Below are 25,718 nucleotides of genomic sequence, written 5' to 3'. Positions count from 1 at the left end.
CGGTATTACCAAAACGATGGCTAGTTTAACTTAGTAAAGTAGAATTAGACATGGAAAGGATCAAAAACAAGTTCAATCGTCCAATGGCTTGTATCCCATACTAGGTACAGGAGGATTAATGGGATATGCTAATAATTACCTATACAATAAACCGTCCGTTTTGATTGGTCGGAAAGGTACTATTGATAAACCTCAGTATATGGAGACTCCTTTCTGGACAGTTGATACTCTCTTTTATTCAGAAATTTCTGAGAATTATTCGGCAAGATTTATTTTTTACCTTTTTCAACAAATTGAATGGAAATCATTTAATGAAGCATCTGGTGTTCCTAGTTTGAACGCCAAAACTATCGAGAATATAGAAGTTTCATTCCCGTCATTTGGCGAACAAAATCGTATTGCTAAGGTGATATATGATTTTGAAAAAGAAATCAAACTTACTGATTCCAAACTCCAAAAACTCAAACTCCAAAAACAGGGGATGATGCAGGCTTTGTTGACGGGAAAGATACGGTTGGTCTAATGGAAAGATACCAGAACAAATATCGTGTAGCCTCCGCCCGTGCCTCTTGGTGGGATTACAGCTGGGCTGGTGCCTATTTCATTACCATTTGTACACAAAACAGGTTTCATTATTTAGGTGAAATCAATCATCAAAAAATGGTTTTGTCGCCTGTCGGGGTTTTGGCAGACGTATTTTGGTACGAAATCCCCAAACACGCCCCAAACGTGGAATTGGGTTCATTTGTCATCATGCCCAACCATATGCACGGGATATTGATCATTAATCCGCCCAAATTATCGGATTTATCGAAATCGGGTGGTGACGTTGGCGTTGGCGTGGAACCCAATATCGGGGCCAAACGATTTCAAAATCCGGGGAAAAATACGGTTTCATCGATTGTGGGATCCTATAAATCCGCCGTCACCCGCCATGCCAACCGATTGGGGTTTGAATTTGGTTGGCAATCCAGGTTTCATGACCATATTATCCGCAGCGATGCCGATTACCAACGAATCAATGATTATATTGAAACCAATCCCATCAAATGGGCATCGGATAAATTTAATTCAAACCAGCGATGAGAAAGGAACGGATCACACAAAACAGGGTTGTCAAGCTGCTGCAAGAGCAGTTGGGCTATTTTTACCTGGGAAACCTGGAAGATCAGGAAAACAGCAATATCCGGGAAGAAAGCCTTAAACCTTGGCTGCGGGAAAATGGCTATTCAGATGCTGTGATCAGCCGTGCGATTTTTGAGTTGAAGAAAGCAGCAGCCCTGAATCCCAGTGATGACCTCTATCCCATCAATCGGGAGGTGTACACCAAGTTGCGCTATGGGGTGAAGGTACGGGATGAGGCATCGGATCTGGTGCAGACGGTCCGCCTGATCGATTGGGAGGAACCTTATAATAATGCATTTGCCGTGGCGGAGGAAGTCACCGTCCGTGGGGAAAATTCTAAGCGCCCGGATATTGTGCTGTATGTGAATGGGATTGCTTTGGGTGTTTTGGAACTGAAGCGGGCCAGTGTATCCGTATCGGAGGGCATCCGACAGAATTTGGACAATCAGCAGCACCGTTTTATCAAGCCTTTTTTCTCCACCGTGCAGACTATATTGGCGGGTAATGACAGCCAAGGTCTGTACTATGGCACCATCAAGACGCCCGAGAAATTTTTCCTGAAGTGGAAGGAGGATAATTTCACCTACGATCCAGACAAGAACATCTTGGATCAGCATCTCTTACAGTTTTGTGAGAAATCCCGCTTTCTGGAGTTTATCCATGATTTCGTAGTTTTTGACTCCGGTATCAAGAAAACCTGTAGACCAAATCAGTTCTTTGGGGTAAAGGCTGCCCAAGCGTTTATCAAGCGAAGAGAGGGAGGGATTATCTGGCATACCCAAGGATCCGGCAAGAGTCTGACCATGGTTTGGTTGGCCAAGTGGATACGGGAAAACCAAACCGATGCCCGTCTGCTGATCATTACCGATCGAACAGAACTGGACGAGCAGATTGAGAAGGTATTCAAAGGGGTAGATGAACAGATCTACCGCAGTAAAAGCAGCAGCGATCTCCTTCAGCGCTTGAATGATTCCACCCCTTGGTTGCTCTGCTCCCTGATCCACAAGTTTGGAGGCAGGGAGAATGAAGAGGATATGAAGGATTTTATCCGTGAACTGAAAAAGCCAGCGGATTTCAAGCCCAAAGGAAACCTGTTTGTCTTTATCGATGAATGTCACCGTACCCAGAGTGGAGAGCTGCATACGGCCATGAAGGAATTGTTGCCCGATGCGCTGTTTATCGGTTTTACAGGTACGCCCTTGTTGAAGACAGACAAGAAAAAGTCCATTGAGGTCTTTGGCAGGTATATCCATACCTACAAGTTTGATGAAGCTGTAAAGGACGGGGTGGTCCTGGATCTCCTGTATGAGGCCCGTGATGTGGACCAGAAAATCACCGATCAGAAAGGGATTGATGAATGGTTTGATACCGTCACCCGAGGGATGAACGACCTGCCTAAAGCCGAACTCAAACAGAAATGGGGGACCATGCAGAAAATCCTAAGCACCAAAGACCGCTTGCAGAAAGTGGCTTTTGACATCATCAAGGACTTCAGGGTGAAGCCCCGGTTGAAAGATGGTAGAGGCAATGCCATGTTGGTAGCCAGAAGTATTTATGAAGCCTGCCGTTATTATGAGATTTTTCAGCAGTTTGGCTTTAAGAAATGTGCCATTGTAACCAGTTTTGAGCCTACCACTTCCAGCATCAAGGGAGAAAGTACAGGAGATGGAGAAACCGAGAAGTTGGAGCAATACGAGATTTACCAAAAGATGCTCAACGGCAAGGACCGGGAGCAGTTTGAGAAAGATGTCAAAAAGCAGTTTATCGATGAACCTGCCAATATGCAGTTGCTGATCGTGGTTGATAAGCTGCTGACAGGGTTTGATGCTCCTTCCTGTACCTATCTGTATATCGACAAGGAAATGCGTGACCATGGTCTGTTTCAGGCCATCTGTAGGGTGAACAGGACAGAAAAGGAGGACAAAGAGTTTGGATATATTGTGGATTACAAAAACCTGTTCAATAGCCTGAATCAATCCATTACCGATTACACCTCCGATGCTTTTGATGATTTCGAGGAAGAGGATGTCAAAGGCTTGTTGGTGGACCGCTTGGTGAAGGCCAAAGAAAGGCTGGATGATGCCCTGGAAACCCTGTATGAATTGACCAAGCAGGTAGAATCTCCCAAGGAGATTGAGCAGTACTTGAAATACTTTGTAGGCAATACCGAGGACAAGGATGCTCTGAAGGAAAATGAGGAAAAGCGACTGACTTTTTACAAGGCGGTGGTTTCCCTGATCCGTGCTTACAACAACATTGCTCCCGAAATGAAAGAGGCAGGTTACAGCGATGCAGAAGCTGAGCGCATCAAATACAAGGTGGATAGCTACACCGAGTTGAGAAACGCCATCAAAACTGCCAGTGGGGAATACATAGACTTGAAGCAATATGAGCCCGATATGCGGCAATTGTTGGACATGTACCTGAGTGCAGATCCGAGCAGGACCATATCCAATTTTGAGGATGCTTCTTTGTTGCAGCTGGTGGTGGAGATCGGTATAGGAGCTGCAACCGACCGATTGCCCAATATGGTCAAGAAAAGTAGGCAGGCAGTAGCAGAAACCTTGGAAGCCAATATGCGAAAGGTAATAACCCAAGAAATGCCCATCAACCCTGTGTATTATGAACGCATGAGTGTGCTCTTGCAGGAATTGATCCATCAGCGGAAAAGTGGGGCAGTGGCCTATGAGGAGTTTTTGAAGAAGATAGAAGAACTGGCCAAAAACCTGCAACCAGAAAACAAGCAAAGCCAATATCCGGAAGGGATCGATACACCAGTCAAACAAGCACTCTACGAGGTTTTGAAAGATGTAGAGGCAACGATAGCCATGGAAGCAGATGTGGCTTACAATGTGGAGGAAAACTGGATTGGCAATACCTTGAAAGAACGGAAGGTGAAACGAGCCATTAGCAGGCATGTGGCAAATGAAGAGGATGCCACTAGGATATTAGAGATAGTAAAAAATCAAAAGGAGTACAGAAGATGAATGTAGCAGGAATAGAAGTAGAGTTGGTACAGAAGGAGATCAAAAACCTGCACTTGGCTGTTTATCCTCCCGATGGCAGAGTACGGTTGGCAGCGCCTGTGGAGGTCAATGAAAAGACCTTGGAATTGTATGTGATTTCCAAAATCCCATGGATCCGCAAGCAGCAGCGCAAGTTTGCCAATCAGAACAGGCAGTCTCCCAGAAAATATGTGGATCGGGAATCCCATTATTTCCTGGGTAAGCGCTATTTGTTGCGGGTGAACGAAACGGGCCATTCCTACCGATCTGCCAAAGTGGAGGTGAAGACAAAAACCTATCTGGATATGTATGTGAAGCCTGGCTTTACCACCCATCAGAAAGCAGAATTATTAAAAGAATGGTATCGTGCAGAATTGAAGAAAGTATTGGCTGAGTTGCTTCCCAAGTGGGAAAAGATCCTGGGCGTTCATGCCAATGACGTAAAAGTAAAGACCATGCTTACCAAATGGGGCAGTTGTAACACCGAAAAAGGCAATTTGCTATTCAACATCGAACTGGCCAAAAAGCCTTATGACTGCATCGAGTATGTAGTGGTCCACGAACTCGCCCACCTACTCGAACGCACCCACAATGACAACTTTATCGCCTACCTGGACAAGTATCTTCCTAATTGGAAGCATTTGAAGGAGGAGTTGAATAGGTTGCCTGTAGCCTATTTGGATGCGGGTTATTGAATTGCCAGAGGATTGGTGTTGTTTGTTAGCGCATTGTTTATGATTTAATTCGTTTATAATCCCTAAAATCCGCAGGATTTTAGGCACTATTTAAATGAGGAAAACTCACCGAGAAAAATCTAAACCGAATACCTACAGATAAATGTATAGACTCTCCCAATCCAACCCATTTACTCAAATTTTCATTCTAATTGTTTCCGTTCAAATTGTGTTCGCTTGCTATCCAGTCGGCCCCGGGCAACCCAAGGTCGGGAACGATAAATTCCGGACCATAATCCTTACGGATATGACCCATGATGACGGCAATTCATTGATCCGTTACTTATACTATGCGTCTTTTTTTGATTTGGAGGGGTTGATCATTACCAATCAGCTGCCGGACTTTGACTACGATGATGCCGGTCCTTGGGACAAAGGAATGGGGATTTTAAATGCCTATCGCGATGAACTGCCGCAATTGCGCCTCCATGATCCTGAACTTCCGGATTACGAAGACCTGCTTGCGGTGACCAAAAAGGGAAGAGGGGCATTGCCCATTATTTGGCTTACCAATACAGGTGAGTTTTCAGGCAAGATTGCGGATCGATATGTTACCTCAGCTTGGGATTCGGTCAATTACCATGACTGGATCGGTGAAGGGCTCACGCCACATGGGGAGCCAAAGGATTCCGAGGGCAGCGATTTTTTGGTACAAGTTTTTGAAAAGGACGATGACAGGCCTATTTTCATTCAGGCCTGGGGAGGAACCATCACCTTTGTACAGGCCTTATACCGATTCAGGGAAAAACATCGTGTGGAGAAGTTTAAGGAACTTCTCCAAAAACTGCACCTATACGGCATCCTGTTTCAGGATATTTCCTTTGAGTTTTTTGCCGACTTCATTAATATGCAGGAGGAAACCTGCGCCGGTTTTGGAACAGCCATTCCTACTTATGGAGAGAATCCCGTGGATTTGGGAATGGTTTTGTATGACAACGGACACTTTTGGCATTTTGTGGGGAGCCAAGATCCGGAGTGGGTAAAGCCTATCACAGCCAATGACGTAAATGGCCACGGACCAATGTCTGCTATCTATGATGATGGGGGTGAGGGGGACACGCCGGCTTTCCTTTACCTGCTCAGTGCGGCCTTTGGACTGAATGACCTGTTGGAACCGGAACAGGGAAGTTGGGGAAGCCTCTTTAAGCCCATGGGTGAGGGATTTCCAGATCAGTATTACAGCACTTGTAAAGTGGACAAACAGGAATTGGTTCGCTGGGTGCCTGCATCCACGGCAAGCTTTAAAAACCGGCTACAGTGGTCCGTGAAGGCTCCGGGAGAAGTTAACCGGGAACCTGTAGCTACCATTAATGGGGATAATACCAACCAAATCCTTCAAGTTAAAGGCAAAGCCGGATCCCAACTAAAATTGGATGCTTCCGGATCCTCAGACCCCGACGGAGATTCAGTCCGTTTTAACTGGTTTCGGTATGAACCGGCTGACACCTATTCGGGAGACTTCTATATTCCCAACCCAGACCAAGCAGTACAAGAATTAACCATTCCCGAAAGTTTGGGAACAGCAAACATTCACCTTATTCTGGAAGTAACGGACAGCGGAGAACCGTCTTTGGTAAGTTATAGAAGGGTGATTTTGCAAGTTGATTGACTTCGTTAAAAAAGGGACACGGCGCACACAGAGTGGACTCAAAGTCCATAAAGGTAATTTTTACTGTCCGTCTACTAACTGGGGCATTGGCAGTCCTATTTGATTGGATAGTATGATGGGTGCTATGCCTGTCATCCAAAGACAATTCTGTTATTGGGTTTCAAATTCTAAAATAAAAAAAATTTAGTTGAAAACCCATTTTGGGATTCCGTTTATAAAGAAAATTGTATATACGAACGCCATCGATCGCCCTTCTCTTCCCACAAGGGGAGGGAAGCCGAAGGCTAACCACCTGTTTAACCAGCATCTAGCTTTCATTTCGCACGGCCTATTTCCTGTTGACGGTACCAAAACAGCCCTTATTCAATAACCAAAAAACCTCCTTGGGGAGCGATAAAGGCCTGCGCGCACTTGTCAGGTGTGCCCAGCATAAAGCCCCTGCCCGGAAACTGGGGGAGAATTTCAAATTCTCCGGACTTGATTACATATTCCTCCCAACTATCCGAATGGTCCCGCAATCTCATGAGAATTACGTCCTTGGGGGTTGGGTTATAGAAGAGGTAGTAGTTGAACATGGGGTATTGCCTTTCCCAGTTTCTGGGCAGGGATTCGCAGGGTACGGGAATCAGTGGCTTAAGACCCAATGACTGGTAATAGGCAGTCCATTCCGCCGGTGCCTCTCCTTTTAGTTTTTTGATTTCCCCCATCATGGCCGCCCTTAGGGCTGTTAATGCGGTGATATGCGAGATTTGGGAACCGAATTTTTTACGAAAGAGGGACAGGCGGTTCCTGTAAAACGGATCGGACAGGTAGTATTCCAGCCGCTTAAGTTGGTCCTCTCTGCCCTGCCCCGAAAACCAGTCGAAGTTTTCGGCCATAAATTGATCGTTCCAGTTGGACAATTGATTCATCTCCTCCACAGCGTAGTCTAGGTCATCCAATTTTGATTTGTAGCTTTTGATCAATTTAAAGAGCTGATTGTAGGTCGGGCTGAAATCCCTTTCCTTTTGGAGGAGGGTCATGATATTTTCATCGTTCAGCCAGGTGTACTGTGTGCCCGGCGTCATCAACTCCGTCAGCATGCGGTTTCTACCATAGCTTTCCTGAGATACCTTGTTTTGTATCACCGCCTCCATCAGGGAATCCTGGCTATATACCCTACGGGCAAAGCGTTCCATCAAAAACTGGTTGTTCATCAGCCCTTTTTCGAGATCTGTCACCAAGCGGATATTTTCCCGTTCCGCCTTTTTTTCCGAATTCAGGTTGTTGAGGTATAGGGCTATCAATATGCCAATGACTACCAAAAAGATTTCCCCAATCGAGTAAAGGAAATACCGCTTTACCTGGCTCTCTTTTAAAAGTGCGTTCCGGATGTTTCTGAATATTCTTGACATAAGCCTCAAAGTATAGGTTATCGGGGAGAATTGCAAAACACATCAGTGTAAAAGTTGAAAGGTACAAGCTTTTTTGTTTGTTCGCCATCGAGTTTGCCGACGATCAGTCCCTACCGCTCCCTAGGGCAGGGAATATTCTGTCCCCTCTTTGGGAATATACAGTGGTGGTTGGGGAATCTTCAGCCCCTTGAAGCCACCGCATTTCGGTTTGGGGCGGACAGATCCGGCTTTGTGGGGCCATCCTGCGTACGTTTTTGGCCAAATTTTTTTTGAAACCTGTCTAGCGGTTTTGCTTTCACATCGATCCAGGTAACCGATTCGTCGATTAGGTGTCGTTTGAGAATTTCCCTCAGTAAACCACGGAGCTGTTTTTTGATCAAAGTAGTGGATCCGAAAGAAAAATGAAATAGACCCCTCCAACGCCAGACAGGCAAACCTGGAGCGTCAGATACTGGGATGCCCCGATAGCTATGCGGGACAACCATACGATCTGCCACGAAGGATAGTGGTTGGTTATCAGACAGAAAGAAAACTTAAACACATGAAATCGAGCACGACGCAAGCGACACACGGAGGGACGATTGTAATTCGTGCGAGATTCCATCTGACCGCTTAAAGACATATTATAAAACAGATGAAAACTTTACATTTAGTACTCGCAATATCCATCGCTTCCATGCTGTTTCATTACTTGGATGTAAATGCGCAGCAGGCAGGTGGCGAATCCGTGATAAAAGGAAGAATCATAGAGGACAGTTCGGGTGAGCCCGTGCCCTATGCTTCTGCTGCCCTCGTTGAGGTCGAAGCTAGCCAACGTGTAATGGGTGCCGTGGCGGACATTGATGGGAAATTCCAAATTGGCAACGTCAAACCGGGAGCATATCAGCTTAAGGTTTCCTTTGTGGGTTATTCGACGTTCGAGTCAGGACTAATTGAAGTAGCTGAAAACCAACGGTCTATTGACCTGGGGACAATAAAGCTGGCGTCGGCAGACATTGCCTTGGAAGAAGTGGTGGTAGTGGGGCAAAGGGACCTGATAGAAGAAAAGGTAGACCGGACGATTTACAACGCAGAGCATGATAGGACCCTGTTGGGAGGCGATGCTTCCGATGTCCTCAGAAGGGTGCCCATGCTGTCGGTGGACATGGATGGGAACGTGTCCATGAGGGGAAGCTCCAATATCCTGGTTTTGATCGACGGCAAGCAGTCTGCCATCGTGGCTTCCAACGTTTCGGATGCCTTGAAGCAGATCCCTGCCGAGGAGATCAAAACGGTCGAGGTGATCACCTCACCATCGGCCAAGTACGATGCTGAAGGAACGGGTGGCGTGATAAATATTGTGACCAAAAAGAGCAACCTGCAGGGAATGTCATTGAACATTAATTCTACGGCAGGTTGGAGAGCTTCCAATCTCGGATTGAATGCCAGCCTGAAGACCGGAAAGATGGGGTTTACGCTTGGTGGATTTGGTAGAGCGGGCTATAATATTCTTGGTTCCTTCGCAAATGAGCAATGGATCACCCATGGAGACGGCAATACCCTGCATGTCCTGCAACGTGCGACCACACAGACCAACCAACTCTTTGGACGGTACAATTTTGGGTGGGACTACGAAATCGACACGCATAATTTTTTGATGGCCTCTGTAGGTTTTGGACTGAGAAACAGAAGTTCCCACCAAGATGGGTTATTGACGGATACCTACCTGGGCGATGATTTGTTGGCCTCGGTGTTGAGGGATGTGGAGATTTCCAATCTCTCAAATAATATGGATGTCAGTTTTAACTATACCAAGACATTTGAGCAAAAAGGCAAGGAATTCAGTGCCTCTACCCTTTATTCAGTGAATAACCTTACCGATAACTTCATCAATAGCCTGTACCTCGGTACGTTCGATGACATTGCCAGCCGGATCAGGAATAACAACCTGGGGAGAAACGAGGAATTCACCTTGCAGCTGGACTACATCAATCCTTTGGGGGGGTCAAACGGACCTTTGTTGGAATATGGTGCCAAGACGATCCTGAGACGGGCAGAAAGCGATTTCACCTACTTCAGGGCGGAAGGGCCGGAAGGCCCCTATGAGGTCATAGATGATCTCGCGTTGTCCAACGAATTCAGCTACCACCAAAACGTGACAGCCGGTTACTTCACCTTTATGAGCAATTTCCTTACGGATTATACCTTCAAAGGGGGGCTGCGCTACGAATACACCCATATCAATGCTGACTTTGGGAATGCCGAATCAACAGCGGATATCACTTCCTACGGGATCCTTGTACCCAGCATGAATTTGAGCAGGAAACTGGAAAATGGCAATATGATCAAGATGGCCTACAACAGAAGGGTACAGCGGCCTTTCCTGAATTTCCTGAACCCAAATATCAACGCAGCCAACCCCCAGCAGATTTCCCAGGGCAACCCGTTTTTGGATCCGGAACTGACGGACAACTATGAAATGTCCTACAGTACCTATTTGTTGGGGTCTTCGTTCAACGTTACCGGATATATGAGAAACACCACTGGATCCATTCAGCCTGTCCGGACGGTTATGGATGACGACGTGATATTTACCACCTTCGAAAATATCGGTGGAGAAAAGGCTTATGGGTTGTCCCTGTTTACCAATGTCAATGTTTCCAACAAGTTTAGCCTAAGTGGAAGCGTGGATAGCTACTTTGCCCGCTTGGAAAATGGGCTGACGGATCCCATGTATGCGGCCAGTAATTCGGGATTTGTGTTGAGCGGACGGGCGCGGGCAAGTTATCAGTTGGAAAACAACTGGCAGTTGGAAGCCTTTGGATTTGCCAGGGGAAGGCAGGTACAGCTTCAGGGGTCGGCAGGTAGTTTGGCCATTTACAACCTGAATATCAACAAGCAGTTCAACGATAAGAAGGGATCGATTGGCTTTGGGATAGAAAACTTCCTGACCCGGGAATTTACGATGAGAAACGAATTGATCACACCGACCATCCTACAGCAAAGTACGGTAGGTCTGCAAAACATGAGCTTCAAAATCAACTTCAACTATCGTCTTGGAAAACTCAGCACAGATAGCCGTAAAAAGCAACGAGGGGTCACAAATGACGATATCAAGGGCAGTGGAGACAGTGACGCTACTGTGAACTAACGAAAGGCAGCTTCTTTTGGATGGGTGCTTGCTCAGGGTGAAGATGTAGCCTAAACTCCCTTTCCCGTATCAGCTAGTTGACGTAAGACATCCGCCTGCCAATGCCATCGTGCATCAGCAGGCGGGTTGTTTTTTTAGATACCAAGCGTTATGGGCTGTTCCTTGGATCGGTGTCCGACGGGCTTGATGGGGCTATTAATCCAAACGATTCAGGATGATGTGTGGGACTGGTTGGTTTTTGGTGAATTGAAGTTGTTTCGATTATTCCCATGCAGCTACAGTGCAAAGCGGATAGGAAGTCTAAGTATCCCCTCCTTCGGGTTGCCATATCGATCTTCCATGGGCTCAAAGGTCAAGGGGTAGGCGCTGACCACCCGCAGGGCCTCTTCGATCAGTATTGGGTCCACGGCTTCCGGATTTGCCACTTCTATAGACCGCAGCCTGCCTGAATCATCCATATCGAAGGCAAGGTACACGACGCCAACCAGGCCTTTTTGCCTTGCTTCCTTTGGATATCTTATTTCTTTGGCCAGGTATCGATAGAAAATCTCCTGTTGCGACAATCGGGGGATTTGCCTCACCTCATCCATGGGAATCCTGTCTCCATCGTCATTCAGCTGCCAACCTTCTTTGAATTTTCCGTTGTACATGATTGCTTCGGCAAATAACAGTCCATCCTCATAAAAAAGTAGGCGATCGCTTTTTCCTGCAAGGGTGTGGTCGGATACCGATGCCGTGTCACCCTCCGAAGTAAACCGGATCGTAAGGTCCCGTTCAGTCACCCATTCCTTTTTTCGCTTGGTTGACCAACACTCTGAAACTGATTTCAGTTGTCCCAGTGTATCGTACACTGCGGTTTTGAGGTATCCGTCTGATTCGATCAGCGTGGTACGGAAACTGCATGCTGTATATTTTTTGGTGTTTTTGATCTCAAACCCATGGGCATTTAGCGGGGTGCTTTTTTTCTGGGCCTGGGTAGGGGTGCAAAACACCAACGATACCAACCAAATGCCTGTGAGGCAGGCAAGCCATGGGCGGGTCTTACCCAAATACATCAGTGCCCTAGGGGCAGAGGAATAAAGTGTTTCAGTGGAAAGGTTCATAGGATGGTATTTTTTGGTTGATACTAGGCTTGTTTATGGGGGTATCTGTGAGGCTATTTTTTTTGCGTTTCCGGATGTATCGAATGGGTGAAAAGCTTCCCGTCAAAATTACTCCCATTCGCGAAGCGATCACGCTGTTTAGCGAATTAGTACACGCTAAAATGGATTTCGATTTCTAAATTTTGTCGTTGAAACTTTGTTGAACGCTAGCGACACCCAATGGGAAAACTCCGCAATAGGTTCATTTCCCTTTTTCCCGGGACTGGTTTTGGCCATTGAAAAAACGATTTAAAAACAGAAATACCGATTGAATTGAAAAACAAGGGGGGTATTGGCTGATTTCTTTCCGTTCACGCCCTCACCTCCTGAGCATCAACTAGTCAAAGATACCACTTAAATGCCCACGTTTATGAAACCTATGATTCTTTTAGCACTTTTTTTTGTCCTTCAGATGATAGGTGCCCCGTTTAGTTTTGGTCAGCGCGACAAAGACGCCCAGAAGAGTGCGCGGGAGGCTAACCGAGCGTATAAAGACAAAGACTACTACACGGCCATCATTGCTGCCTGTGATGCTTTCCAAGGAAGTTTAAACAAAAAAGGGCTGAAGGACATGGGCCAGGTTTTGGCCGATTCCTATCGACTCTACCTGCCCGGTACGCTGGACAGAGTGAAGCGTCATGAGTCTGAGCGGTCAGGTTCCTACAGTGGAAAGGCATCTGTGGAAGAGGCCCGATACGTTGTTCAGGCCTACGAGAAGATGATCGACATACAGCAAGCCGTTAAGATGCTTTCTCCTGGGGTTTTGAGTGATGCGGGCATTCAAGCCGTCGATTTGGGGGATTATGGCGAAATGCTGGAAAGGGCAAGGCATTGGTATGATGTCTTTGCCGGTCAGTACGCGAAAGAATGTTATGAAAATGGGCAGGCAGAGTTGGCGAAAGGGACGAAGGGTGGAGCTTTACGAGCCTACCATTTATTTGCCGAAGCCAAGCAAGTGGACAAAAACTTCAAGGATATTTCAGATGAAATCCGGCAGGCCCACCAATCTGCCCAATATAGGATAGCGTATGTGGAATTTGGCACCAAGTTTACTATGCCCGTAACCTCTTTTTTCAGTTCGAATGGGTTATCGGTTTCGAGCTCAGCGGCGGAGTTTGTGGCTAAAAACCCCTATCCCAATTTCGTGGCTATTGTGCGGCACGAGGAGACCTTCGACTTGTGGCTGAATGCGGGAAATGTACAAGCGATCCATGATTTTTGTGTTGCCAAGGGGTTTGACGGGGTAGTGTTCGGTTCTTACGAAATTCCTAGTGGATCATCGGTAAACCTACCGGTTGATAAAAAGGAAATAGAGAAGGAAGTAGTCGTTGGAGAGACCAGAACAAAGGGTTCGGATGGCAAAGAGGTTGTGCAGCAGCAGAAGCAAAAGGTAAAAGGCGTTCTACATAGCTATGTCCGGGAACATCGAGGTGATGTTACGGGTCAGGTTTTTTTTTACGATGCGGTACAGGGCAAGTACGTGCTCAATCGATTTGTGGTAAAAGGGGAGACTTTTCATAGGGAAAGTTGGGAAAGAGGAACCGGAGACCTTCGGGTTTTTTCGGAGCGGGAGCAAAAGCGGTTTAGGGAAAAGGATCCGGCCCCTACTCCTCCTGGCGACATGCAGATTGGTGCCATCAGCAATTTTGGATCCCGGGTATATGTGAAATTTCTGGAAACCTTGCCGTCGCTTTATGAATAGTCCTATAAGAAAGCTAGTCTGGATCTTCTTGCTGCTGGGGTGTTACAGACCGGCGGTTTGTCAGTCGGTTTACGATCTGGAGTTTATTACGCGTAGTACGGCCTCCATCTTTACAGGTGAGGGAAAGGATTTTTCCCCACAGGCCGAAGCCTATGCAATTTCCCCAGGTGCACAAAGCGAAGAGGGCTTTATGGCGGTTCCTCAGTGGTTCAATTTAGGTTACGGGACAGGTGGATTCTACATTTCGTACTGGAATACGCATTTAAAGGCATTGTTTAAGCCCTTGACCGAGGCGGGAAACAGCAGTGGTCTGTATATTGGGTTGTATAACACCTTGCGGGGACTTGATGAAAAAGATCTTGCGGGAGATTTTGGGGTCAGGGGAACTTTTTTCCTAAATAATCTAGAGGACAAATTCAATGTTTATGGTAAGGGGGAGTTGGCGTTGGTGAATTTTGGGGACGATGACTTAAGGTATTTTCTTCCAAGAGTCGGAATAGGTGTAAGATGGAGGTTCCTTTATGCAGAAGCAGGCACTGGGCCTAATCCGCTTCATGCTGGCATTTGCTGGCAATGGAGTAGCAAAAAAAACCGGTAACCAAGAGCTATTGGGTTTCGGGATTTGCAGGATCCCTTTAGGCAGATATTGCAGTATTATCTGAAAAATCACTTTTTTTTTCAAATAACTGAGGTTTTCTATTGTCGATTTAAATTATTTATGGTCTATGTCTTTCAAACCATTTAGTATATGAGCTCAAAATTAATCTATGGAAGTTCTTTTGCCATTTTTCTTATCGGCATCACTGTTTCTTTCATCGCGCAGTCACAAAGTGTTTCAGCTAGTATGGATACGTTATTTCACTGGGTCAATTCCAACCAGGCTATTGAGGGTAGGGTTCTCAATCTACCGCACATTCAGTACGAAACCAATAGCCATGACCTTACCAGGGAATCTAAAATGGCAATAGATACGCTAGTGTATGGTCTTCAGGAAGTTAACAATTTGGCTATAAGTATCGGAGGACATACCGACGATGTTGGAGACGAACGTTACAATATAGAGTTGAGTGAAAGGAGGGCACAGGCCGTTTATAACTACCTTATTGACAAAGGTATTGAAGTTGATCGACTTGATTTTCGCGGGTTTGGGAAGTCAAGCCCCTTAGTTCCAAATACGTCAGCTGCAAATAGAGCTTTAAATAGGAGAGTTGAAATAGTGCTGAAGTTAAGAGACGATATCCAAGTTGAACATGTTTCGCAATCGATATACCTTGCCAATGGTAGAGTTATCCCGGTAAAGGAATATTCCATCGAAGAGACCGTCTTGTCCTATCAACAATATGGCAGTAAAGAGCGATACACCGAGCCCTTAAGCAATGTCCAATATATTTTGGGGGTAGATGGTAGACGAAGATATGAGAATCCAACGTTTGGATTTAGAGAAACCAGTACGAAAGCTAGTCCTACGCCAGTTACTCCTCCGAAGGTTCCTGCCAATCCGAATGACTATTCCGGGTATTATATAGGAGTTGGTGGGAGGTCGACCAATATTGAAAGTGTTCTTATCTCATTAAACTACGTTGATGAGAGTCCCAGCAGAGATTCTTTTTCAGGTGAGAAAACATTGAAAGAACAAGAATTTGGGATCTCATTCGACTTTGGGCTGCAATATGGAAATCTGAGAGGATATCACATGGAGTTTGGAGGTAGTGGTATTACAGGATCCGTAAATTTTTTGGCTTTCCATATTGGTTACGGGAACAATTTTGCTCTTGGTGCTACGGGAAAAACCATAATCAGGCCAGTTTTGGGTCTGGAATTCGGAAGAGCCAAATCACCTATGGGAAAGATCGTCAATAACGATACCTACATAAGAGTGAATCAAACAGATTTTTATAGTGATGAAGTAGCAATAAAAATTATCTCGAACCAGGGTACTATTAAGCCAAGAGTTGATTTATGTTTTCCAGCAAAAAGGGTCGATAATCATTCATTATTTTCTTTATCACTAGGATATTCCTATAATATTTACTCGAATGAGCCGATGATTAAGTTTACTGGAACGAATTCGGCAGGAGAAAGTGTGCGTGCAAAGGAGAATTTGGAAGATGATAACGTCGATTTTAGGATGGATGGTGCCAGAAGTACCGAAAAATTGCCTTTCAATTTAAATGGTCCTTTTGTTGGGTTCAGTTATAAGTTCTAACACATGAGGAAGGCCGAATACAAAATCTCTAGTCGGAATTCGAATGGGTTTAGAACATAAATGTAAAGAAATTGTAGACGCAGTAAGGTCATCAATCATGGGGAGAATTTCCGAAATCGGGACGGACTAACCTGACTTGTGATTGTTCGCAAAACTTGGCTAAAAAAAATAGACAAATGGAAAACCGCCTAAAACGAGTTGGATTGCTAATGATAATCTTGCTCTCAACAACTTTCAATTCGTACGGATTCGATGGTCTATGGTCGGGACGGTTAAAGGTAACTGGGTTGGGCCTGAGTTCGAATGTGCACCTTTACTTGGAAGAAATTCCGGCTGGTGGAGGTTATAAAGGAATATTGATTTACAATTTGGGGAAGAAATCCGAAAATATTACCTCTGTATTTGGCTATAGTAACTCCAGGGGCATCCGGATTATGGAGGTTTCTCAAATCAGAGGTGTTGCCAATACCAACTTGATCTCGATTTCGCTTCGGGCCTCGAAAAACCCGAAAACCGGGGTGGATGTGTTGAGGGCAGAACGAATTTATCAGGTTAAGTCTTCATTGGTTTTCGATACAGGGAGCCTAGAAATGAGTCAATCAACGGATCCATTATCTGCATCATACCGGTCGCTGGTAAATCATAATCCTCCTGTAACCATTAGGAGTCCACTGGTGAAAAACGCGGCCTTTGCAACCACAAAAATAGCACATAATTCCTACTCTATTCTCCAGTTTGGACTTGGAACTTCCCAGGATTTGAATAGGGATTTGATTGAGCCTTTGATGGAGATCATTCCTGATGAAAATAGCTTTAAGGAGCGTTCGCCAGATTATACGAGTTACTTGAAGCTACCTAGTCCCGAGCAAAATGAAGGAGCGAGGGTTCTACTAAGGTCCGTTTTTTTGTCCAGTAGTACTCAGGCTCAAGTAAAAGTCAAGCTGTCTTTGGTGAACGAGTATTACAAAGACACCTTTCGTCTAGCAGAATCTATCTTGTTCCTGCCGGTGGAGGATCTTTTTGCCGAGAACCAATCTAGTGCGGCAAATTATAATGATAATCCAACTATGAAAGCAGTGGGTTATGAATATGGTCTAGGGCAGATGGAGCCTGTGGTGGGAAGGCGGACCCTTGAAGGACTGGCCCAACAAGGGGATGCTAAGGCAATAGGTTGGCTCGGATATTTTAAGTTTTTTGGAAAGGGAGGATTTAATATAGACAAAGGAAGCGGTAGGGAGTTAATGTTTTCAGTAAGAGATAGGTTGACCCGGCAAGCTGAAGGAGGAGATCCTGAGTCTATGTTTCTCATCTACCAAATTCTGTCAAATACTTCCCCAAACCCAAGTGAAAGGAAAATTTCCATCAACTATTTGCAACGAGCCTCATTTATGGGGTATTTACCGGCGCAATACGAATCAGGGCTGATCGCTCTGACTTCGGGGAGCACAGAGGTAGCCCGCAAACTGGCTGAACAATCCTTCGCAAAAGGCCTTCCCAAATCAGCACTGATTTTGGGTCTAATGCATGTGGAGGGCAGGGGGGGTCGGAAGGATGTCAAACAAGCACTTGCCTGGTATCAACGTGCAGCAGACGCGGGTGATGCGACAGCACTCGGAATATTGTCCCAACTATATTCCAATGGAATGGATCTTCCACCGGATCCAACGAAGGCAGTTGCTTTTGCCAAGCAGGCAGCCAATCGTGGTAATTCCGGAGCCATGGTCTTTTTAGGAGATGTTTTTCTAAACGGAAACCAGGGTGTAAAAAAGGATCCTAAGGAGGCATTGAAATGGTACACAAATGCTGCCGAAGCGGGGAATTCCCAGGGAATGTTGAGCTTAGGTTTAATGTTTGAAAAAGGGAACGAGCTAGGATTAGTGACGGACCAGAAAAGTGCTTTTTATTGGATTAATTTGGCCGGAATAAACGGAAACGTTTCGGCTATGTTTGCACTTGCGGGGATATACGAAGAAGGCGTCTATACAGAAATGAGCCAAGTGAAATCTCGCTTTTGGAGGGCAGAGGCAGAAGCCCTTCGACCATCTGAGCAGCGGGCGAGTCCTAGGGCAGGTGAAGATATTGCCAATTTTTGGAAATATGCAGATTTTTCTCCAACCTATTATTATCTACCCGACGAGGATAGGGTTGTTAGTACCGGTACAGACGTAATGGGAGGTATTTTTTCCGGCTTATTTGGCTCATATCTTGAGAGCCGTTCGCAGGTTCAACCTCAATTTAATAAAGTGGAATTGATTTATGAAAAGGATGGAGAAAGGGTGTATGGTGGTACCATTAGCAGTGGTGTGCGCGAGGCTATTAGGATTGTGGGGGGTAAAGAAGTAGAAGCCTTTGCTAGAGGTCGTATCAAACTTGGATTCCTTTTGGACAATGTCACTGCCAACGGAATCAGCGGATACCAAAATTTCAGTATAGATCCCAAGTTGCCTCATGGGGCCTTTATTATGCGTATCCCGGGATCTCCTTGGGTCAATTTTGGTACAAATAACGTGCATCGCTTTAATCAGGGTGGCCTTATTGATATAGCGATTAATGATGCAGATTACAGTAACAATGCTGGATATTTTGATGTGAAAATAATTGTTAGAGACTAAAAACAGGGTTGCTTTTTTTATAGGTTTTTTGTCCGGTCAATTTCCACTTTAGTCGTAATATCTCGGCTAAACGTTAACTTTGTTTTAGGGTTTGTTTGAAAGATGGATTCTCCGGTGCATCGGGTGTAGCGTTCTTCAAGATGCCATGACCATTACAGGAAAACGGCGTCCGGTCTGGGTACAGGTATCCACGCTCTACCCTAATCCCGCCCCTGCGCCACCTGCTCCCGCGCCAACCAAGACGGAGCTAATCGTAAAGAATTGGAAATTGACCTCGGTCACATTTAATAATCAGTCGGCCAATGTGTCGCAGTTCTCCGTAAAATTTGAAGCAAACAAGAGTTTTAGTTTCACAACGGAGGGGCTAACGGGATTTCCTCAGAGCGGTACCTGGGCCTTGAATGTCAACGAGACGGTGATCATTCTCAATGGGACCATCGAGCTACCGATAGAAACCCTCACCAGTACCCGATTTGGATTTAAATATTCTTACAAAAACCACAAAGAAGGGAATGTGGATGTTCGGTTTTCGATGGACTTATGAGCTTGGATGATGGGTAATCATGGCGATTGAAGAGTGCGATACACTTTGTCCTTACGTGTGTTGATCATAGTGAGAAGCAAATCAGCATGGATTAGTTATCTCCGTCGCCGATTCCCAGACCCCCACGTAACTTGTAGCCCAGCCTAGCAAAAAGCAGTCGTTTGGCGTCACCGTTTTTGGGGATGGGAAGCCGAAAGTAGGGGTCTTCGTTTGCATTACTTACTTTTCGAGGTAGTATCACATGATTATCTTTGATCTGGATGACATGGTCGAGACTGAAAACATATTTTCTTCCAAGGTGATAAAAATCTTTCAAGAGGTAAAGATGGCTGTGGTAAAAATTGCGCAGCCCGGGTGACGTAAAGTGTATGGGTGCCGCTTGGTCTGCGGTGTAGGCACGCATCAGTTTGTCGTCTGCTTCCAATAGAACTAGGTTTTTGATGGGTATCGCGGTGATTTCTCCGTGGTTGGTGGTAATAAAAATACTTTTGTTCTGGATCGAATTTTTTAAGTTAGGCATGTTCTCTACCTTATTTCGCTGAAAATTGTAGATGGAAGCCAGTTCTATTTTTTCCATTAACCGCTCCATTTCAACCGGTTTGGGAATAAAGTCTAGGGGCAAACTATGCTTTGCAAGGTCAAACCCCAATTTTTTTGGGAGGCCAGACAAAAAAATGGTGGGTATCGGATGAGACTGATTTAGGTATTGGGAAAGTCGGATACCAGCATCCATATCATCATCCAAAGCCACGTCAAGAATGGCAATGTCTGGAGAATGTTCGTTGATAAGCTCTACAGCATGCATATAGTTGTCTACCGGGCCTATAATTTCAAGCGAGGTGAATTTGAATCTCTCTCTGATTGCCTCTGATAGGTCTTCCCCGGTAATGAGGTCATCTTCCACGATTAGAATTTTCATAGATTTTACCGTTTATCGTCAGGGTTCATTGGAAAAAGTGGTCGGGGATTTTCTGATCGGGAAGCTCAATTGATGCTGTATACCATGATCACTCTTCATACTATGTGAGGCTCTTAGGTCTCGGATAAAAAGGTCATTCAACTGAGATCCTGTTCCCACCGGAGAGGTGGCTTGTCTACCTTTTCCATTGTCCATGTACTCCAGTTTTATTCCTTTGGAGGTCATACCGATTTTTACCGTTATTTGTCCGGTAGTTTTTTCCGGAAAGGCGTATTTCAAGCTGTTGGTAATCCATTCATTAATGATTATAGACGTGCTGATTACCTGATTTACAGGAAGGTAGATTTTGCTGTCGCAGTGGAAGTTGATTAGAATGTTGCGATTTTCCAATTGGATAGCCTGTTGTTGTAATTCAATCAAGCTTTCCAAGAAATCTCCTAAGGCAACCTCTTTTTCATCTTCGATGCCAATCAAATGTCTTTCAAAAGCCGAGGTGGTAAAAAGAACTTGGGCGGCACATTGCAGTCGATCTTTTATCTCGGGATCATCGATTTTTCGGGCGATGGAGTTTATTATTCCCTGACTTCTTGATAATGAATTACTTAAGCGATGACGCAGGTCGTTTTTTTGAGCTTTTATTATTTCGTTTTGTTTTTGAATATGATTGGAAAGACTTTTTTGGGTCCGCAGGTTTCGGCTGGTGGAAATTCCGAACGTAACCGTCAAAAGGACGATGATGCCCAGCAGCAAGATGGTTTTCTCAAACTGGGCATTTTTGATTTCCAAGAGTGATGCCCTGGTCTTTACTTGTTCGTTTTCGAACTCCTTTTCTCTTAGTAGGTAGAGGTTTCCGATTTCCTGCACGTTGAATTTTTCTTCAAGAAAAAGAGAGGCCTTAAGACTGTCATAACGCTTATAGGCACTCAGTGCCCGTTCATAATTGCGAATACGCTCGAATAACCTGATCTGGAGTTCCAGTGCTTCGATCAGATAGTCCTGGCTTTTTATCGATTCCAGTAGTATCAATGCAGAATCCAGATAGGCACTACTTAGATTCAGATCCCCTTTTCTTAGGGCAAAATCTGCTTTATTTTTCAGGCTTACAGCAATTCCCTCCGGGTCATTGATTTGCCGATGTAGCCGGTAGGAATCTATGAGATAGGGCTCACTTTCATCTACTCTTTTGAGGTTAAGTAGGTTAACGGCGATGTTGTTAAAAGTGCTTGCAAGTTCTTTCGGGTCATTTTCGATTTTTTTCAGAGTCAAAGCAAGCTGATTAAAATGCAACGCCGAATCGTAGCTCAACAAATCGTCGTAGCAGATGGCCATGTTGGTCCATACTCTTGCCAGATTTAGCGTATCACCCAGCGTTATGTTGATTTCTTCTGCTTTTTTCAACTCAGAAAGACCTGCTTTTGGATCATTAAGTTGTTGGTAGAGCAGCCCCAGGGAGTTATGGATTTCAGCTTTAAACCCCAAGGAATTTCCGTTGTTGCGTACCAATTGAGTGGCCTGTAGATAGTTTTCCAGTGCAATGGAATAAAGCCCCAGCCGCTGAAAGCTCAAGCCCTTGCTGCGAATAAACCTGGCAGCCCGTAGTGTATCTCCTGTCTGAATGGCCACTTCGGCAGCTTGTGTGTAAAAGGTAATGCTTTGATCAAACTGTCCGGAATGAAAGTGAGCATACCCCAGATCAGCCAAGATCTTTCGTAGTTCGGACGAGTCCCGGGCATTCGGCAAAGCCTCTTCAAGCACCGAGATCGCCTCAGAATATTCATTCTGATCAAAATACCTATTAACTCGGGCTGTCAAGCTATCCAAGGATTGTGCATGCTGCCCATGGATGGATTCAGATCTCATCCAAAAAAAGGCAAGTGAGCTGGCCATCAGCAGCTGTAAAAGTGAAAGCTGAAAGTTAGTAGGTGTCACGTTTATAAAGTTCAATCCGTTAAATATAAGGTAAATAATGTATTTTTATTTGTATTTTAAAATAAAAATAGGGGTGTATTGCTACAAACCATCAAAAATATGGGTAAAGTCCTTGGAAGAAAAAGAGGATTCACGAATCATTTTCCGCTGTTGGCGAACGGTAGTCAGTCATTCACGAAGAAGTTTTTTTATTTCTTTTGAAAATTGATAATATCACATGCTTTTAACTGCGTGAGGCGAATTACAATCCAGTGACAGCGTTGATAAAAATAAATAATAGGTGCCCCACAATGGTAGGGCACCCGCAAACGGGATGAGAAATCCCGTACCTGACTGGCCTAATTTCCTAACTAGTCACGATCTGGCTTGTCACCATAAATGTTGGTCGATTCTCGATTTGCGGGGTTGAGAGTCGGAATTTCATGATCTTGTCTTGGTTCAAGATCATCTGTCCCAAGCAGGTTCCCGCAGCCCGTGACCACAGTCGCGAGTAGGAATAACACAATTGACAGTGCCTTTTTCATAATGAATAGGTTTTCTGCCTCTCTAAAAACGTGCGGTGTAAGGTAGGCGAAAGGCGTTTTGTTCCTTCCTTAACACCGGCACGTCGGGGTGCACCCTTGGACCATCCAGTGATGCACACATGAGCGTCCTCAATTCCCTATGGGAATATAAAAAGCATTTTTGTTAAATAAAAGGCTTTAAAACATCTATATAAGTCAATATAAGACCTAATAGGTATAAAAATACCCTATTAGGTCTTATATTGAATGGATTGGGTACCACTAGTTTCAGAATGAGTATTATCAGGTACTGAATAGGTCTTGGTAGGTATTAAGGCTGCTGGCGCAGGTACTACATGGCCTTTTAAGGTATTTTCAATTTTTCAAAAAAAAAATCAGCGTGTTCATATCTCTTCGGGAAATTTACGGTCTTTGATGGGAACTGTCAGGAAAAAAGCTGCCAAATATGTCTCCTATATAGAAAATCACCCCCGTCTCATGGTGAGGATAAGAATGGGACTAAGCCTGTACCATCCCATCCTTCAAATCGGTAACCGGTTGACAAGTCAACTCAGCGATATTTTGAAGGCGATAGGCGATGGAAGATCCCAAAACCTCACGGATTACCTGCCGTTTTATAGGGGGCTGAACGCAAAAGTTTCACAAGATACCAATGGGAATCTGGTAGATTTGATTTATTTAAAGATATCCAAGGACGGAAGAGCCTCAGATTGCTATATTCAAAAGGAAAGGAAAAACCACATTAAACAGTTACAAATTTTTTGGTATTGTTATGCCCGAGCCATTAATCCAGAGGCAAATCAAATGACTAAGTGGGCAAGCGTCAATATGCTGGACATGATTTCGGTTTTTTTGGGATATGCAAATTTTAATGAGTTTTTAAAAGACGAATATCCGCCTGTCAGTAATAGGGTCAATATCATTTTTTTGCCGTTCGATACCAGCGAGCAAAATGCTTTTGTGGGGCGAATGGTATTCGATCTACTTAGAAAATTGGAAAGAGAACATGGTGGAGACATAAAAATCCTAACCTACCAGTCAAAAGACTACCAGGATGAGCGTTCGGGGATTGACCGATACATTAAAAGCAATGATTTGAATCCTTCCGAAACTTTGGTGCTTATTGGAACCTCTGGACAATCTGGAAAGTATAGATTGGAATGTAGGGTCTTAAATGAAGTATGGGCGAGGCCCAATGGAGCATGGTCCGGATTTTTTGATCTAAGGGATCTTGAGGGTCCTGATTTCGAGGCCTATAAAAAGATCCGCCTTTCGATTTATTGGTGTTTGTTTAACCTACGTTTTTTTTATCAGGATTACGAAGCCAGCGATCGCTATTTACGGTATGCTTTTGACCTTCAATTGGACCGATATGAGGTACCTTTTCGTGTCGTAGCATTACATGTCATAAGAGGTAACCTAAAGAAAGCAAAAGTGGATTTTTTGGGTCTGCTCGCTTTTTTGGGCGTTGAAAATGCGAAAGAGCAGTTAGGGGAACTGTTTACCAGCCACTTGGAGGATAGCACGTCGGACGTAGGGACCTACCTTGAAATATTGGGGGAAAGAATCCGTTTGGATGATTTGCAGGTAGATTTTAGTGAGTTTCACCCGGATAAAAAGACCATATTCTTTGATATATTTAGAATGCGGTGTTTCTACCACCTAAAGTCTAAACTCAGCCCTGAGAATTTCCTGCGAATTCTTAAGAAAATTGTTAAAAACCCACGAACGCATTGGCTCACAGACCCATATAAGGGTCTTTTCGGCGAGGCAAACTTTGAGATGGGAAAATGGCTGATCAGCAAGTGTAGACCGGACGAACTCCTAAGCCCTGCAACCATAGCAGACTATTATGTCAAGGCTGTTACCTATTCCTCCCTTGACGCGATCCACAAGGAGTGCATTCCCTTCCTGAAAAACTATGGTCGGTTTGAGGAAGTTCGTTCCAAAGTCCTTCAGGTGCATGCGCAGCATCCTTCCGTCCTCGCGCTGTATGGGCCGGACGATGGAGATAGGGAGAAATCCAACTAAGTTGATAGCTACCACATCCGGCTGTTACCCTCCCCACTTTTTCTGCTGGATACGTATTTTTCAGTCCATTTAGTAAAAAAGATAGGTAAATAGTTGGGTATTATTTGGTAAATCGTTAGATTTCCTACTGTTTTGGTTTGGGACTGTAATAAAGGGAAAGATTGGTTTTCGTGGTGCTTCCCAGATCTGAGGATAAAACAGCCGGTTAGTTTTCGCCCCCCTTTTTCTTGATAGCCCCTATGGACAATCAGATCAGCAATACCTACCATGAGATTATTTCCAAGGCAACTGACGATGCCCAATGGTACGTAGACAATCAGGTTTGGATGAAGCGCCTGTCCAAGTCCATCCGGTTAGGTTCTATTGTGCTGTTTGCTCTTGGTGGTCTTATTCCCATGATACATTCGCTCCTGTTGGAAAACGAGTTTCCCGTAAACATCGTGAACCTTGGCTATATATCCATTGCAGCCGCTGGAACGCTGTTGTTATTGGATAAGTTTTTTGGGTTTTCCTCGGGGTGGATCCGGTTTATTACGACACACCTGGAGATGAAGCGGAAGATCGTGGAGTTTGAAATGCGATGGAAGATAGAGACGTTTGGGAAAAACCTGGACGAGATATCGGAGGAAGAAGGGAAAGTGTTGTTGAGCATGTTGGCGGATTTTATTTCTCAGATCAACGATATCAAGTACCAGGAAACCAACGCGTGGGTGTCCGAATTCCAAAGTAACCTGGCCGAGCTGCAGCGTTCGGTACACCAAAAGTCGGAGTCCTCCAGTCCGGGCAATATCAAAGTAAGCCTCGTAAATACCGGGCCTTTTGACAAGCTGAAAATCAGGCTGGACAATAACCTGGGAATGGCAGACGTAAAGGGGCCGGGATATTTGTTCCGGGACGTTAAGCCGGGTTATCATCAGGTCACCCTCTTGGCGGAGTCCAGCTCCCGGGGATCGAATCAGGAATTTACGGCGGTGGCCCATGTTGAGGCTGGCAAACTTGCGGAAGTACTGATCGATTTGGGCGGTGGTGAGGTTTGATTCCACTCGAGTCACCAAGGCCTATCCGTGGAAGCAGCTGTTTTTTCTTTATCACATAATCAATGTCCTAGTCCG

General features: G+C 45.0%; 17 protein-coding genes. 13 read left to right on the top strand and 4 right to left on the bottom strand.

Translation table 11 applies throughout. The annotated features are described in order from the left end of the window. Positions 1 to 43: 43 nt before the first annotated feature. The 5 genes from ADIS_RS15725 (at position 44) to ADIS_RS15705 (ending at position 6,473) form a co-directional block, all read left to right on the top strand. Complete coding sequence (locus ADIS_RS15725; protein ID WP_035806325.1) at positions 44 to 523, top strand: restriction endonuclease subunit S; 480 nt, start codon at positions 44 to 46, stop codon at positions 521 to 523. Further along, positions 523 to 1,086 carry a transposase gene (locus ADIS_RS15720; protein WP_010855615.1) on the top strand — a complete coding sequence of 188 codons (564 nt, stop codon included), beginning with the start codon at positions 523 to 525 and terminating at the stop codon, positions 1,084 to 1,086. Before ADIS_RS15725 ends, ADIS_RS15720 begins: the two co-directional genes overlap by 1 nt. Continuing rightward, a complete protein-coding gene (locus ADIS_RS15715; protein WP_010855614.1) occupies positions 1,083 to 4,112 on the top strand; it encodes a type I restriction endonuclease subunit R in 3,030 nt (1,009 codons plus the stop codon). Before ADIS_RS15720 ends, ADIS_RS15715 begins: the two co-directional genes overlap by 4 nt. Continuing rightward, positions 4,109 to 4,825, top strand: coding sequence for a M48 family metallopeptidase (locus tag ADIS_RS15710; protein ID WP_010855613.1), 717 nt, complete (start codon positions 4,109 to 4,111; stop codon positions 4,823 to 4,825). Before ADIS_RS15715 ends, ADIS_RS15710 begins: the two co-directional genes overlap by 4 nt. Before the next feature lie 208 nt (positions 4,826 to 5,033). Then, the gene (locus tag ADIS_RS15705) at positions 5,034 to 6,473 is read left to right on the top strand and encodes a DUF1593 domain-containing protein (RefSeq protein ID WP_262493042.1); all 1,440 of its coding nucleotides are present in this window, start codon (positions 5,034 to 5,036) and stop codon (positions 6,471 to 6,473) included. Positions 6,474 to 6,832: 359 nt separating this feature from the next. On the opposite strand, the gene ADIS_RS15695 is transcribed toward ADIS_RS15705, so the two are convergent. Next, entirely contained in the window at positions 6,833 to 7,867 is a 1,035-nt protein-coding gene (locus ADIS_RS15695) for a DUF6090 family protein (protein WP_010855610.1), read from the bottom strand. Between the two features lie 634 nt (positions 7,868 to 8,501). On the opposite strand from ADIS_RS15695, the gene ADIS_RS15685 reads away from it, so the two are divergent. Beyond that, positions 8,502 to 10,997, top strand: coding sequence for a TonB-dependent receptor domain-containing protein (locus ADIS_RS15685; protein WP_035806320.1), 2,496 nt, complete (start codon positions 8,502 to 8,504; stop codon positions 10,995 to 10,997). Positions 10,998 to 11,272: 275 nt separating this feature from the next. Here ADIS_RS15685 and ADIS_RS15680 read toward each other — a convergent pair whose 3' ends face one another. Further along, positions 11,273 to 12,100, bottom strand: coding sequence for an energy transducer TonB (locus ADIS_RS15680; RefSeq protein WP_010855606.1), 828 nt, complete (start codon positions 12,098 to 12,100; stop codon positions 11,273 to 11,275). 409 nt (positions 12,101 to 12,509) lie between these two features. On the opposite strand from ADIS_RS15680, the gene ADIS_RS15675 reads away from it, so the two are divergent. The 5 genes from ADIS_RS15675 (at position 12,510) to ADIS_RS15655 (ending at position 19,203) form a co-directional block, all read left to right on the top strand. Next, the gene (locus ADIS_RS15675) at positions 12,510 to 13,841 is read left to right on the top strand and encodes a hypothetical protein (protein WP_010855603.1); all 1,332 of its coding nucleotides are present in this window, start codon (positions 12,510 to 12,512) and stop codon (positions 13,839 to 13,841) included. Next, a complete protein-coding gene (locus tag ADIS_RS15670) occupies positions 13,834 to 14,439 on the top strand; it encodes a hypothetical protein (protein WP_035806315.1) in 606 nt (201 codons plus the stop codon). The genes ADIS_RS15675 and ADIS_RS15670 overlap by 8 nt, the downstream gene beginning before the upstream one ends. Positions 14,440 to 14,589: 150 nt before the next feature. Then, positions 14,590 to 16,047: an OmpA family protein gene (locus ADIS_RS22420; RefSeq protein ID WP_010855601.1), complete on the top strand. Its 1,458-nt coding sequence runs from the start codon at positions 14,590 to 14,592 to the stop codon at positions 16,045 to 16,047. A 176-nt stretch (positions 16,048 to 16,223) separates the two neighbouring features. Continuing rightward, positions 16,224 to 18,659, top strand: coding sequence for a tetratricopeptide repeat protein (locus ADIS_RS15660; protein ID WP_010855600.1), 2,436 nt, complete (start codon positions 16,224 to 16,226; stop codon positions 18,657 to 18,659). 145 nt (positions 18,660 to 18,804) lie between these two features. Beyond that, positions 18,805 to 19,203, top strand: coding sequence for a hypothetical protein (locus ADIS_RS15655; protein WP_035806313.1), 399 nt, complete (start codon positions 18,805 to 18,807; stop codon positions 19,201 to 19,203). Positions 19,204 to 19,294: 91 nt separating this feature from the next. Here the strand turns inward: ADIS_RS15655 and ADIS_RS15650 are convergent, their stop codons facing one another. Beyond that, the gene (locus ADIS_RS15650; RefSeq protein ID WP_010855598.1) at positions 19,295 to 20,122 is read right to left on the bottom strand and encodes a response regulator; all 828 of its coding nucleotides are present in this window, start codon (positions 20,120 to 20,122) and stop codon (positions 19,295 to 19,297) included. Positions 20,123 to 20,140: 18 nt separating this feature from the next. Beyond that, on the bottom strand, positions 20,141 to 22,051 hold the full coding sequence (locus ADIS_RS15645; RefSeq protein ID WP_155907533.1) for a tetratricopeptide repeat-containing sensor histidine kinase: 1,911 nt from the start codon (positions 22,049 to 22,051) through the stop codon (positions 20,141 to 20,143). Positions 22,052 to 23,052: 1,001 nt separating this feature from the next. Between ADIS_RS15645 and ADIS_RS15640 the strand changes: the two genes are divergently transcribed. Further along, complete coding sequence (locus tag ADIS_RS15640) at positions 23,053 to 24,606, top strand: hypothetical protein (RefSeq protein WP_155907531.1); 1,554 nt, start codon at positions 23,053 to 23,055, stop codon at positions 24,604 to 24,606. 239 nt (positions 24,607 to 24,845) lie between these two features. Further along, entirely contained in the window at positions 24,846 to 25,643 is a 798-nt protein-coding gene (locus ADIS_RS15635) for an SLATT domain-containing protein (RefSeq protein WP_010855594.1), read from the top strand. Positions 25,644 to 25,718: the final 75 nt, after the last annotated feature.

The sequence above is a fragment of the Lunatimonas lonarensis genome, assembly GCF_000390185.1.
GTDB lineage: Bacteria > Bacteroidota > Bacteroidia > Cytophagales > Cyclobacteriaceae > Lunatimonas > Lunatimonas lonarensis.
The sequence above is the reverse complement of the archived record's forward strand: the minus strand, read 5'-3'. Positions and strand labels throughout refer to the sequence as shown.